This is a genomic window from Streptomyces sp. NPDC017056 (genome assembly GCF_044332485.1).
GTDB lineage: Bacteria > Actinomycetota > Actinomycetes > Streptomycetales > Streptomycetaceae > Streptomyces.
The window spans coordinates 72031-83955 of sequence record NZ_JBIRPD010000002.1 but is presented as its reverse complement, the minus strand read 5'-3'; the positions used below and the strand labels follow the sequence as shown (position 1 = coordinate 83955).

9 protein-coding genes are annotated in these 11925 nt (G+C 74.7%); 3 read left to right on the top strand and 6 right to left on the bottom strand.

Going from position 1 to position 11925, the window contains the following annotated elements; genetic code table 11:
- Nucleotides 1-88: 88 nt before the first annotated feature.
- A complete protein-coding gene (locus tag ACH4OW_RS03265; RefSeq protein ID WP_398024571.1) occupies nt 89-1462 on the bottom strand; it encodes a cytochrome P450 in 1374 nt (457 codons plus the stop codon).
- A gap of 34 nt (nt 1463-1496) precedes the next feature.
- Here ACH4OW_RS03265 and ACH4OW_RS03260 point away from each other — a divergent pair, with 34 nt between their 5' ends.
- Nucleotides 1497-1898 carry a (2Fe-2S) ferredoxin domain-containing protein gene (locus tag ACH4OW_RS03260; protein ID WP_360128125.1) on the top strand — a complete coding sequence of 134 codons (402 nt, stop codon included), beginning with the start codon at nt 1497-1499 and terminating at the stop codon, nt 1896-1898.
- 40 nt (nt 1899-1938) lie between these two features.
- Here the strand turns inward: ACH4OW_RS03260 and ACH4OW_RS03255 are convergent, their stop codons facing one another.
- Nucleotides 1939-3264, bottom strand: coding sequence for a TolB family protein (locus ACH4OW_RS03255; protein ID WP_398024569.1), 1326 nt, complete (start codon nt 3262-3264; stop codon nt 1939-1941).
- A gap of 183 nt (nt 3265-3447) precedes the next feature.
- On the opposite strand from ACH4OW_RS03255, the gene ACH4OW_RS03250 reads away from it, so the two are divergent.
- Complete coding sequence (locus tag ACH4OW_RS03250; protein WP_398024568.1) at nt 3448-4344, top strand: phosphotransferase family protein; 897 nt, start codon at nt 3448-3450, stop codon at nt 4342-4344.
- Here the strand turns inward: ACH4OW_RS03250 and ACH4OW_RS03245 are convergent.
- The 4 genes from ACH4OW_RS03245 to ACH4OW_RS03230 all read right to left on the bottom strand — a co-directional run bounded on the left by ACH4OW_RS03245 (nt 4341) and on the right by ACH4OW_RS03230 (nt 10784).
- The gene (locus tag ACH4OW_RS03245; protein WP_398024565.1) at nt 4341-6311 is read right to left on the bottom strand and encodes a primary-amine oxidase; all 1971 of its coding nucleotides are present in this window, start codon (nt 6309-6311) and stop codon (nt 4341-4343) included. The genes ACH4OW_RS03250 and ACH4OW_RS03245 overlap by 4 nt on opposite strands.
- A 3-nt stretch (nt 6312-6314) precedes the next feature.
- A complete protein-coding gene (locus ACH4OW_RS03240; protein WP_398024563.1) occupies nt 6315-7904 on the bottom strand; it encodes an APC family permease in 1590 nt (529 codons plus the stop codon).
- Between the two features lie 43 nt (nt 7905-7947).
- Nucleotides 7948-8901 carry a hypothetical protein gene (locus ACH4OW_RS03235; RefSeq protein ID WP_398024561.1) on the bottom strand — a complete coding sequence of 318 codons (954 nt, stop codon included), beginning with the start codon at nt 8899-8901 and terminating at the stop codon, nt 7948-7950.
- 227 nt (nt 8902-9128) lie between these two features.
- A complete protein-coding gene (locus ACH4OW_RS03230; protein WP_360128143.1) occupies nt 9129-10784 on the bottom strand; it encodes an FAD-binding dehydrogenase in 1656 nt (551 codons plus the stop codon).
- Nucleotides 10785-10993: 209 nt separating this feature from the next.
- Here ACH4OW_RS03230 and ACH4OW_RS03225 point away from each other — a divergent pair, with 209 nt between their 5' ends.
- A complete protein-coding gene (locus ACH4OW_RS03225) occupies nt 10994-11884 on the top strand; it encodes a DMT family transporter (protein ID WP_398024559.1) in 891 nt (296 codons plus the stop codon).
- The last annotated feature ends 41 nt before the right edge of the window (nt 11885-11925 follow it).

Below are 11925 nucleotides of genomic sequence, written 5' to 3'. Positions count from 1 at the left end.
TACGGCGGGCGCCACGGAAATGCAAACGCTATTTATGTTGCGTTTGCCGCGGTGCCCGCCGCGCGCTCGCACCCCCGCCGCCCGGCCGTCAGGAGACCGCGCGCAGCCGCACCCGGGCCGGACCCGCCGCCTGCAAGGTGATCCCGGCGGTCAGCGGCACCTCCCGGTCGACGGCCGTCAGCTCGTACGAGCGCAGCAGGACGGCCGCCGCCAGCACCGACTCCAGCATCGAGAAGTGCTGCCCGATGCACGCCCGCGGGCCGCCGCCGAAGGGGAACCAGGCGTAGCGGTGCCGCGCCGCCTCGCGCTCCGGCGTGAACCGCAGCGGGTCGAAGCGCTCCGGGTCCTCCCACAGGCCGGGGTGCCGGTGGGTCACCCAGGGCGAGACGATCACGTCGGCGCCGGCCGGTACGGCGTGCCCGCCGATCTCGGTGGCCGCGACGGCGCGGCGGCTGACCACCGGTGCGGCCGGGTACAGCCGCATCGCCTCCTTGAGGGCCATCGTGAGCCGCGGCAGCCGGTCCAGGTCGGCGGCCTCCGGGTCGCGCCCGGCCAGGACGGCGGTGACCTCCTCCCGTACGAGCGCCTGCTCCTCGGGGTGCCGGGCGAGCAGGTGGAGGGTGAAGGCCAGGGACGTCGCGGTCGTCTCGTGCCCGGCCAGCAGGAAGACCAGCACCTGGTCGCGGAGTTCGGTGGCGTCCAGGCTGCCGTCCGCCGCGTTCCCGGCGCGGGTCAGCAGCGAGAGCAGGTCGGTGCCGTCGCCGGGCTCGCCGGCGGCCCGGCGCCCGGCGACGATGCGGTCGCAGACGGCGTACAGTTCGGCCGTCGCGGCGGCGGCCTTCCGGTTGGCGGGCGTGGGCCAGTGGCGCGGCGGGTTGCGGGGCGAGAAGCCGCGCCGCACCACGTACCTGTTGATGACGGGGAAGCAGCGGTGCACGGTGTCGACCGCGGCCTCGACGTCCGTGCCGAACAGGATGCGGGAGACGGTGCGCAGGGCGAGCCGGTTCATCTCGCCCACCAGGTCGACCGTGCCGCCGGGCGGTGTCCGCCAGCGTCCCGCGACGGCCTGGGCCTCGGCTGCCACGGCCGCCGCGTAGCCGTCCACCCGGCGCTTGGTGAACAGCGGCTGCACGATCCGCCGTTGGCGCAGGTAGTCGGCGTCCTGGCTGGTCAGCAGCCCGTTGCCGAAGGACTGCCGGACCTCTTCGTAGAACGGGTGGTCCTTGCGGAAGTCGGCCGCCTCGGAGGCCAGGATCTGCTGGCTGCCCTCGGGTGAGAAGACCGCGAGGAAGACGCTGCGCAGGCCGGGCGGGCCGGCCGTGAAGCGCACCACGTCGCCGTGTTCGCGCCGGGCGCGGGTGAACGCGTCGAGGGTGTCGCGCCGCAGGTCGAACATCGATCCCAGGAGCGGCAGTCCCTTGGGTCCCGGTATCGCCGGGCGGTCGTGCGTGGTGGAGGTCATGGGGCCGATACCTACCCCACGTAGCATGGGTCGAATGATCAGCAAGCGTTCCGGCCGCCCGTCCGCCGAGACCCCGTGCCGGGTCACCGTCTGCCGCGGCTGCTGCTGCGGCGACCCGCGCAAGGTCCCGGGCGTCGACCACGCGGCCCAGATCCCGCGGCTGCGCGCGGCCTTGGCGGGCGCGGCCGAGGTGCGGGCCTCCGAGTGCCTGGACGTCTGCGACCAGGCCGACGTCGTCGTGGTCCAGCCGTCGCGCGCGGGGCGGGCGGCGGGCGGGCGCCCGGTGTGGCTGGGCCTGGTCAACGACGACGCGGCGCTGGACGACATCGCGGCCTGGATACGGGCCGGCGGCCCCGGCCTCGCGGAGCCGCCGGGGGTGCTCGACCTGTACGCGTTCACCGTGTCCCGGCGGGTGCGCGAGGCGCTGGAGGACTGAGGGCCCGCGTGCCGGCCCTGCCCGTGTGCCCCGGCCCCGGTCAGGTGAGGTGGCGTACGAAAAGGTGCGTCACCGTGGCGGGACCGGCGGGGGTGGGCTGGTCCGGCGAGCTGCCGAAGAGCACCCTGTCCCCGGCGCGGTCGACGCCCAGGAGACGGGCGTGGTCGGTGCGCTGCGCCCCGTCGGTGCCGGTGCTGGCGCGCGCGACGGCACCGGTCACCAGGTCCCGTACGAAGACGTCGTCGGTGCCGTTGGTGTCCCCGGGCACGAGGTTGGTGGCCCGGGAGCCGAAGTACGCCCTCCGGTTGTCGGCGCTCAGGAACGCGCCGGTCGCCGAACCGCCGTCGCCCTGCACCCCGCCGGGGCCGCGGCTGAGCAGCCGTACGGCACCGGTGTCCAGGTCCGTGGCGAAGACGTCCGCCGCCTCGTTGGTGTCGCCGTCCACGACGTGCGGCGAGGTGCAGGAGAACAGGGCGTGACGGCCGTCGGGGCCGAGGCCGATCCGGTCGGCGCGCACGTCCTCGCCGTCGAGGCCCCGGGCGGCCGGGCGTATCCGGCGGGTGCCGATGTCGTACACGTAGAACTGCCGGTCGGGTGAGGGGCGCCGCGGCCCGGCCTGCCCGGTCGCCGCCGGCGGGTCCGTGGGCACGCCGTTGGCCTTGAAGCCGGCCTTCCGCCCGTCCGCGCTGATCACCGGTGAGGTGTACCGGCCCCAGGCCAACGGGCCGCCGATGCGCACCGTGGTCCGCTCGCGGCGGTCCCGTACGTAGAGGTAGTCGGCGCCGTCGGCGCCCGGCGCCAGGTCGGTGCGGTCGGAAGAGAAGACGGCGAAACGGCCGTCGTCGCTGATCTGCCCGTCGGAGCTGTGCGCGGCCGGGGAGGCGCCGGGCACGAGGAGTTCGGTGCGGCCGGTCGCGCGGTCGCGGACGTAGGTGTCGGTCCCGCCGCCCGCGCGCGCCGTGCCGGTCAGGTCGGTGGCGGCGGACGAGAAGACGACGTACCGCCCGTCCGCGCTGATGCTGTCCGCCACGGAGTCGCCGTCGGCCACCGTGCCGTCCGGGGTGGCGCTGATCAGCTCGACCCGGCCCGTGCCGAGGTCTTTGAGGAAGACCTTCGACCGGTCCCCGGCGGCTCCGGGAACGAGGTTGGCGGCCCGGGAGGCGAAGACCACGAAGCGCCCGTCCCCGCTGATCCTGCCGCCCTCCACGGGCGCGTCGGCCGGGGTGCCGTCCTGCGCCACGTCCACCTGCTCGGTGCGCGGCTGCCGGTCGTCCGCCGCTGCCGTGGTCACGGGCAGGGCGTTGACGGAGCCGGCCAGTAACGCCGCCGTCGTGGCGGCACGTGCGAGCCGACCGGATCGACCCATGCTGGTCCCCCCTCTGCGGTACGCGCATCTGCGCATCGATGACGCGCAAGCAGCCAACAGCCCCACCAGTCCCCCGGTCAACGCCCAGCACGCTCCCCTCAGCCCCGGATACGGCCGTTGCCGCAGGGAGCGGCTGGACGCGGCGCGCGGCGGCGGCCCGCGGTCTGCGGCATGATGGCGATCATGACGGAGGAACGCCTGCCGGCGGCGGCAGAGGTGGCCCTGCTGGCCCAGGACGCGGTGCCCGGAGTGGACGTGGCGGACGTGCGGCCCATCGGCGAAGGGGGCGATCACGCGTCCTGGTGGGTGGGTACGGAGCACGTCGCCCGCTGCGCGCTCGACCGGGGCGGATCGGAGCGCCTGCGCCGCGAGGTGGCGCTGCGCGCTCTGGTCGGCGACCGGATCGGCGTGCCCGTACCGCGGAGCGTGGCGAGCGGTGAGTGGGCGCGGGGGCGCGCGTTCACCCTCGACGCGCGGCTGGACGGGGTCTCCGCCGAGCTGCGCCCGGTCCCGGCGGCCGGCGAGGCCGATCTGACGCGGATGCTCGTCCTGCTCGCGGAGGTGCCCGTGGCGGACGCCGAGGCGCTGGGCGTGCCGCCGGAGGCGCCGCGCAACATGCCCGGACTGCTGCGCCGGGCCGCGGCGGCGGCCGAATCCGTCGCGGCCCGCGGCGAGTTCGACGCCGCCTGGCTGCCGAGGCTGGACGTGCCGGCGGCGGAGGCCGCGACGGCGCCCGGCACGCTCGTGCACAACGACCTCAAGGGCGAGCATCTGCTCGTGGCCGGGGACGGGCGGATCAGCGGCGTACTGGACTGGACGGACGCGGTGACCGGCGACGCCGCCGAGGACGTCGCCGGGCTCGCGATCTCGGTCGGTGCCGTGGCGGCCGTACGCGTCGCCGAGGCGGCCGGGTTCGGCCCCGGCGCGTGCGCCCGCGCGCTGCAACTGTCGCGCTGCGACACGCTGACCCTCCTGTCCGACCGGCTCCGCGGTCTCGACGACAGCCCTTTGCCGCTTCTGCGCGCGCAGTTGCGGCGCGCGTGGGAACCGACGTCCCTGGACGCGCCGCACAGCGCTTAGTCCGCGTGGCAGTGCCCCGGCCCGCCGCTCTCGCGCGGCAGGTCGAGCGCGGGGTTGCGGTCGAAGAACCCGGTCGGCCGCAGGGTGAAGCCGCACCGGTCGACCGGCATGACCGGCCAGTCCTCCAGGCGCGGCAGGTGCGTCGGCCCGAAGCAGTGCCAGAGGGTGAGGGCGGTGTTCTCCAGTGACTCGCCGGGGCGCGACCACTGCACGACGCCCGCGCCGCCGGGGTGCTGGTTGGGGTAGTCGCCGTCCGGGTAGCGCCGGCCGGGGGCGCTGCGGGTGACCCAGAGGTGCTTGGTGGCGTAGGCGACGCGCGCGGCGACCGGGGACCCGGGCTGGGCGAGCAGCGTGGGCCCTGCCTGCGGGGTGAGGGTGTACGCGACCGGCCGGCCCGTCCGGTTGGCGGAGCCGGGGTTGGTGATCCGCCAGCGGCGTCCGGCCGCCGGGTCGGCCAGCCGTCCCGCCGCGCCGGAGTCGGTGACGGGGGTGGTACGGGTGGTGAAGGCGTTGCCGTTGGGGTTGTCCGGGCCCATGGGGAGCCGGACGACGTCGACCTCCTCCACCGTGTTGGCGTGGCCGTCCACTGCCGGGTCCAGCCGGGCGCAGAACAGGTGCTGGTGGTAGGGCGCCTGGAGGCCGGGGGCGATCTCGGTGGCGTACGGGGACACGGTGCCGGGCTCCGCCGCCGAGGTCTGCACCAGGCCGGTGGACTTGACCTCGAACTCGATCGTGCCGTCCTGGTAGAGGTACCAGTAGAAGCCGTAGTCGTAGTTGCCGAGCGTGGCGATGCAGGAGACGACCAGACGGCGCGCGCGGCGGCTTTCGGCGGCGAAGTCGTCGAACATGTTGGTGTGCTTCCACAGGAGGCCGTGGTCCTCCTCGTGGATGCAGATCGCGTTGGGCAGCGTCTGCGGGGTGCCGTGGTCGTCGGGGACGACGGCGTCGACGTACACGATCTCGCCGAGGCAGTCGCAGCCCAGCCGCAGCGCGTTGGCGTTGCGGCCGAGGGTGTACTCGCCGACGTCCAGGTAGCAGATCCAGTTGCGGTCCTCCCCGGGGTCGGCGTACGGGACGGCCATCTCGGCGAGCGACGCGCGGTGCAGTACGGGGCGCACCCGGTCGCCGTCGCGGAAGGACAGCTCGTGCAGGACGAGACCCTCGCGGGAGTTGAAGTCCAGCCGCAGTGACCAGTTCTGCCAGGTCAGACGGTGTCCGTCGAGGGCGAAGGAGGGGCCGTCGGGCTGGTGGATCTCCAGCGGCTTGAGGTCGGTGCGCGCCGGGCCGTTGAACTCGGCCTCGTAGCGCCCGCACTCGGCGGGGACGGGTACGGCACCGGTGTCCACGAGCCGCACGACCCGCCGCTCGGTCAGGTCGACGTCGGCGACCAGGCCGCCCACGGGGTGCGCGAACGGGTTGTCGGCCGCCTCGCAGCGCAGGAACGTCAGCGAGCGCAGCATGCGGCGCCCGGTCTCCTCGGCCCGGCCGAAGTTGCCGGCGGCCAGCGGGGCGCAGACGGCGAGCGTGGTGTCGGTGAGGCCGCGTTGCGCCATGGCCCGGCGCCAGCCGGGGTCGGCCTTGACGATCGCGTCGCAGCGTTCGTACTCCTCGAAGAGGATGGGCGGCTGGCCGTCGGCGCCGGGGTCCAGGGAGCGGTGGGAGAGCAGGACGCGCGCGCCCACGTCGACGACGGCCTCGGCACAGGCGCCGGTCCCCGTGTCGAGGAGGGTGACGCGCAGCCGGCGGGTGACCGGGTCGCCGGGGCGGTGCGCGGCGACGGTGTGCCGGTCGGGCTCGTCGAGGAGGACGAGGGGGAAGCGGGTGGCGTCGCCCACCAGGCCCTCGCGGCGCAGGACGTCGCGGGCGGTGGTCAGTTCCTTCGCGGTCAGCGGGTCCAGGGGGTGCGGGGCGGCGGGCGCCGCGTCCGTGTCCTTCGGGGGCTGCGGTTCCGTCGCGCCGTGTGCCATCGGTCAGCTCTCCTCGCGCAGGGTCGGCACCGGCGGCACGCTCGCCGCCTTCTCCAGTTGGAACGCCTCGTTGCCCAGTCCGATACGGGCGTGTACCTCAGGCCGCCGGGCGCGCAGCACCCGCCCGTACCCGAGCCCGACCACGGCCGCCAGGCCGATGACGCCGGGCAGCACCCAGCCCAGTGCCGAGCCCTGCCCGGCGCTGACCAGCACGCCGAAGTCCTTGACCGCGTAGACCAGTACGGTCAGCAGCGCGAGCGCGGCCAGTCCGGCGGCCAGCAGCCGCCCGGCCTGGGCGCGGCCCGCTCCGCGCCGCAGGAAGAACGCGATGACCGCGACGGACGCGGTGGCCATCAGCACGATCACGCCGAGCGCGCCCACGTTGCCGCCCCAGGTGAACAGCTTCAATACGGGAGTGGCGGGGTCGCCGTCCGGCATCCGGTCGGTGAGCGCGAAGGCGCCCACGACGAGCAGCGAGATGACGGACTGGAGCAGCGAGCCGAGGGCGGGCGCGCCGCTGGACCTGGCGGTGCGGCCGAGGGCCGCGGGCAGCAGGCCCTCGCGGCCCATGGCGAAGGCGTAGCGGGCGACCACGTTGTGGAAGCTGAGCATCGAGGCGAAGATGCCGGTCACGAAGAAGACGTGCAGGACGTCGGTGAAGGTGCCGCCGAGCCGCGGCCCGGTGAGGGCGAAGATCAGGTTGGGGCCTTCCTTCCCGGCGGTGGCCACGACGTGGCCGGGGCCGGTGGCGACGCCGATCAGCCAGGAGCTGAGGGCGAAGAAGACCGCGACGAAGCCGACGGCGAGGAACATCACGCGGGCCACGACCGTCTGCGGCCGGCTGGTCTCCTCGGCGTAGACGGGGGCCTGTTCGAAGCCGACGAACGCGGCGACGGCGAAGCACAGCGCGGTGCCCAGGCCGGCGCCGCCGAGGGTGGCCGGGTCGAAGGCGTGCAGCGACAGGCCCTGCGGCCCCGGGTCGGTGGCGAAGGCGACGTCGAAGACGACGATGAGGGCGACCTCGGCGGCGAGCAGCACGCCGAGCACCTTGGCGTTGAGGTCGATCTTCAGGGCGCCGAGGACGCCGATGACGGCGACGCCGAGCAGCGCCGGCACCCACCAGGCGACGGTGAAACCCAGGTGCTTGTCCAGCAGCCCGGCCATCTCGAAGCCGAAGATGCCGTAGATGCCGAACTGGAGGGCGCTGTAGGCGGCGAGCGCGACGAAGGAGGCGCCCGCGCCCGCCGTGCCGCCGAGGCCGCGCGCGATGTAGGCGTAGAAGGCGCCCGCGTTGTGGACGTGCCGGCTCATCTCCGCGTAGCCGACGCCGAACAGCGCCATCACCACGCCCAGGATGACGAAGAGCAGCGGCTGCCCGACGATGCCCATGACCTGGTACGTGGTGACCATGACGCCGGCCACGACCATCAGGGGCGCGCTGGCGGCCAGGACGGACAGCAGCAGGCCCGGCGTGCCGATGCGGCCGGCGCGCAGGGCCCGCTCCTGGCCTTTGAAGGTGCTGATCTCCCCCGTGCCGTCCGGTCTTCCCGTGCGTCTCGGGCGGCTCTGTTTTCCCGTACTGCTCGTGAGCATGGCGCGAAGGTCCTCTCCGTGGAGTGCGGCGAGTGCGGGTGCGTCAGGCGGTGCGGAAGGCGGTGTCGCGCGCCGCCTTGAAGGCCGTGCGTGCGTCCCGGTCGGGATAGGACCACGGCACGGCGGTGACGTGCGGGCCGATGCGGTGGAAGAGGGCGGCGGCCTCGGCCATCCTCCCCTCGTAGTACTTGGCGTGGGCGAGGAAGTTGAGGTCCACCTTGCGGCGCGGGTGGCCCTCGCCCTCCCACTCCAGCCACCAGTCGAAGGCCGCCTTCATGACCTGGCGGGCGCGGCGGGAGGACCAGTGCCCGGAGGCCGCCGGGTCCGCGGGTTCGAGGCCGGCCGCGGCCAGCGCGCGGTAGCGCTCCGCGTGCGCGACGACGGGCAGGATCGCCAGCGGCGAGTCGGCCGGGGCCTGTTCGGCGGCCCAGTACGCGAAGTCGTAGACCTGGTGCAGCGGGTCGCCGGCGCCGCCTTGATGCTGCTCGGCCAGGCAGGCGGCCATCAGGTGGTGCGCGTGGTGGTGGTCGGGGTGCCGGGCCCGTACCTGGTCGAAGGCGTGCTCGCGTTCGTCGGCCGTGCCGGTGTGGCGGGCGAGTATGAGCATCCCCAGCCACGGTGTGGGGTCGCGGGGCGCCATGCGGGCGGCGACGCCGCAGGCCTCGCGGGCGGCGTCGGCGCCGCACTTGCCGCGCAGCGCCTGGAAGACGAGGGCGCAGGCCAGCAGGGCGGCCGCGTCGGCGCTGTCGGGGTCGGCGAGGCGCCAGTCACCGGCCCAGGCGGCGCCGGCCGGGCCTTCGCCGAGTACCACCAGCCGGTGGCCGCGCAGGTCCCAGTCCGTGCCGGTGTCGGCCAGCAGCGTACGGACCCTGACCCACCGGCCGTGCGCCAGCGCGTCCACGGATGCGGCGAGTTCGACGTCGTCCAGGGCCGGGTCGAGGACCAGGGAGTCCTTGCGGCGGGATCTGCCCAGCGGCGGGGGCGGCGGAGGGGTCACGGGCAGGAACACTCCACGACGCGCTTCACCTCCGGGCGCGCCGCGTCCGGGGCGCGCCTGTGCGGAATCCGGGGGACCGGCCCGCACCGTCGGCCGACTGGTCCACACCACTGGGTCACGCACAGCAAAGCGGCAGTCACAGCTTCACGTCAAGGCCGTCCGGAGAATGTCCGGAAACTCAACTCCCTTGCCTGTCAATACACTTGTCAACAAGAGCGGGTGACGTCTCAGCCCACCGCCCGGGCCGCCGCCCGCCCCGCCGTACGCCCCGAGAAGATGCAGCCGCCCAGGAAGGTCCCCTCCAGCGACCGGTAGCCGTGCACGCCGCCGCCACCGAAGCCCGCCGCCTCCCCGGCCGCGTACACGCCCGGCAGCGGCTCGCCGCCCTCGGTGAGCACCCGCGACGACAGGTCGGTCTCCAGGCCGCCGAGCGTCTTGCGGGTGAGGATGCCCAGCCGTACGGCGATCAGCGGCCCGGCCTTGGGGTCGAGCAGGCGGTGCGGTGACGCGGTGCGGATCAGCCGGTCGCCCAGGTATTTTCGCGCCCCGCGCATGGCGGTGACCTGGAGGTCCTTGGTGAAGGGGTGGGCGATCTCGCGGTCGCGCGCGACGATCTCGCGGCGCAGCGCAGCCTCGTCGACCAGCGGCTCCTTGGTGAGCTGGTTCATCCGCCGTACGAGGCCGCCGAGCGTGCGCTCGACGACGAAGTCCGCTCCCCGGTCCATGAACGCCTGCACCGGCCCGGGGGCGCCGGGCAGCGCACGCCCCAGCACGTCCCGCACGCTGCGGCCCGTCAGGTCGGGGTTCTGCTCGGACCCGGAGAGGGTGAACTCCTTCTCGATGATCTTCCGCGTGAGGACGAACCAGGTGTGGTCGTAGCCGGTGCGCATGATGTGTTCGAGGGTGCCGAGCGTGTCGAAACCGGGGAAGAGCGGCACCGGCAGCCGCTTGCCGCGCGCGTCCAGCCACAGCGGCGAAGGCCCGGACAGGATGCGGATGCCGTGCCGCGGCCAGATCGGGTCCCAGTTGCCGATGCCCTCCGTGTAGTGCCACATGCGGTCCCGGTTGACGATCCGGCCGCCGGCCGCCTCGGTGATGCCGAGCATCAGCCCGTCCACGTGGGCGGGCACCCCGGACAGCAGCCGCTCCGGCGGCGTGCCGAGGCGCTCCGGCCAGTTGGCGCGTACCAGCTCGTGGTTGCCGCCGATGCCGCCCGAGGTGACGATCACCGCCTGCGCCCGCAGCTCGAAGGCGCCGGCCACCTCGCGGCTGCTGGGCGTGCCGCGCCGGGCGTCCGACGGCTCCAGCACCTCGCCACTGACGGTGTCGACCGCGCCCGCGCTGCGCGCCAGGCCGGTGACGCGGTGCCGGAAGCGCAGCTCCACCAGGCCGCGCGCCACCCCGGCCCGCACCCGCCGCTCGAACGGCTGGACCAGCCCTGGCCCGGTGCCCCAGGTGATGTGGAAGCGGGGTACGGAGTTGCCGTGCCCGGTCGCCTCGTAGCCGCCGCGCTCGGCCCAGCCGACGACCGGGAAGAGCCGGACGCCCTGCCGGTGCAGCCAGGAGCGCTTCTCGCCCGCGGCGAAGTCCACGTACGCCTCGGCCCACTTGCGCGGCCAGTGGTCCTCGGGGCGGTCGAAGCCCGCGGCGCCGAGCCAGTCCTGCCAGGCCAGCTCGTGGCTGTCGCGGATGCGCAGCCGCCGCTGCTCGGGCGAGTCGACGAGGAAGAGGCCGCCGAAGGACCAGTGCGCCTGGCCGCCGAGGCCGCTCGCCGGCTCCTGGTCCAGGAGGATCACCTTGCGCCCCGCCTCGGCCAGCTCGGCGGTGGCCGCGAGACCCGCGAGACCCGCTCCGATCACGATCACATCAGCGTCGTAGGCCATGTCCGCCAGCTTCTCTCCTCGCCGCGGCGCGCCGGAGGGCCCGGCCGCCATCGTGGGTACCGATCCTCAGTGCGGGCGGGCGGGGCGTCAACCGGGGGTTGGCGGCCGTGCGGTCGGGTACCCGGGGGCGCCCGACGGCGGCGGACGGCCGCGCGGCTCGCTATCCTCGGCCAAGTCCCCGTCGTCCCGCTGGACTTGAGGTGCGTGTCGTGACGGTGTTCCTGCTGGCCGTGAGCGCGGCCGGCTGCCTGGGGTGCGGTTTCGTCCTCCAGCAGGGCGCGGCCCAGCGCGCTCCGATGCAGGACTTCCTGTCCCTGCGGCTGCTGCTGGACCTCGCCCGGATGCCGCGCTGGCTGGCCGGTATCGGCTTCATGGTCGCCGGTATGGCGCTGGGCGCCGCGGCGCTGGGCCTGGGCGAGATCACCCTCGTCGAACCGCTGCTGGCCACCAACCTGCTGTTCGCGATGGCCCTGTCCCGGTGCCTGACCCGGCAGCGGCTGGGGCGGCGGGGCTGGGGCGGGCTCTGGCTGCTGGCGGGCGGCGTGACGGCGTTCATCGTGGCCGGCGAGCCGCACGGCGGCCGCAGTGTCGCCGATCCCCTGCGGCACTGGCTCGTCATGGGCGCGGTCCTGGGGCTCGCCCTGCTGCTGGCGGCCGGTGCCAAGCGGGCGCGGATGAGCCTGGAGGCGGCGCTGCTGGGTGTCGCGGCCGGGCTGCTGTACGGGCTCCAGGACGCCCTGACCCGGATCAGCGGCGACCGGTTCGGGCACGGCGGGTGGGCGGCGCTGCTCACCGGCTGGCAGCCGTACGCGGTTCTCGCGCTGGGCGTCCTCGCGCTGGTGATGGTGCAGAGCGCCTTCGAGACGGCGCCGCTGCGCATGTCGCTGCCCGCCTTGACGGCGGCCCAGCCGCTGGCGGGCATCGCCTGCGGCGTCGGCTTCCTGGGCGACCGGCTGAACCTGACGGTCGGCGCGCTCGCCTGGGAGGCGGCCGGGCTGGCGGCGGTCGTGGGCGGCATCGTGCTGATCGGCCGGCACCCGGTGCTGCCGGCGGGGGCGTCCGTACGGCCGGAGCGGGTACGGGAGTTGCAGGTGGGGTGAGATGGGGGTGGGGTGAGATGCGGTCGGGCCGGGAACGGCTA

Excerpts from the sequence above, each read along its gene's own strand:
- ACH4OW_RS03265 (WP_398024571.1), bottom strand. The coding sequence starts at position 1,462 with ATGACCTCCACCACGCACGACCGCCCGGCGATACCGGGACCCAAGGGA.
- ACH4OW_RS03260 (WP_360128125.1), top strand. The coding sequence starts at position 1,497 with ATGATCAGCAAGCGTTCCGGCCGCCCGTCCGCCGAGACCCCGTGCCGG.
- ACH4OW_RS03255 (WP_398024569.1), bottom strand. The coding sequence starts at position 3,264 with ATGGGTCGATCCGGTCGGCTCGCACGTGCCGCCACGACGGCGGCGTTA.
- ACH4OW_RS03250 (WP_398024568.1), top strand. The coding sequence starts at position 3,448 with ATGACGGAGGAACGCCTGCCGGCGGCGGCAGAGGTGGCCCTGCTGGCC.
- ACH4OW_RS03245 (WP_398024565.1), bottom strand. The coding sequence starts at position 6,311 with ATGGCACACGGCGCGACGGAACCGCAGCCCCCGAAGGACACGGACGCG.
- ACH4OW_RS03240 (WP_398024563.1), bottom strand. The coding sequence starts at position 7,904 with ATGCTCACGAGCAGTACGGGAAAACAGAGCCGCCCGAGACGCACGGGA.
- ACH4OW_RS03230 (WP_360128143.1), bottom strand. The coding sequence starts at position 10,784 with ATGGCCTACGACGCTGATGTGATCGTGATCGGAGCGGGTCTCGCGGGT.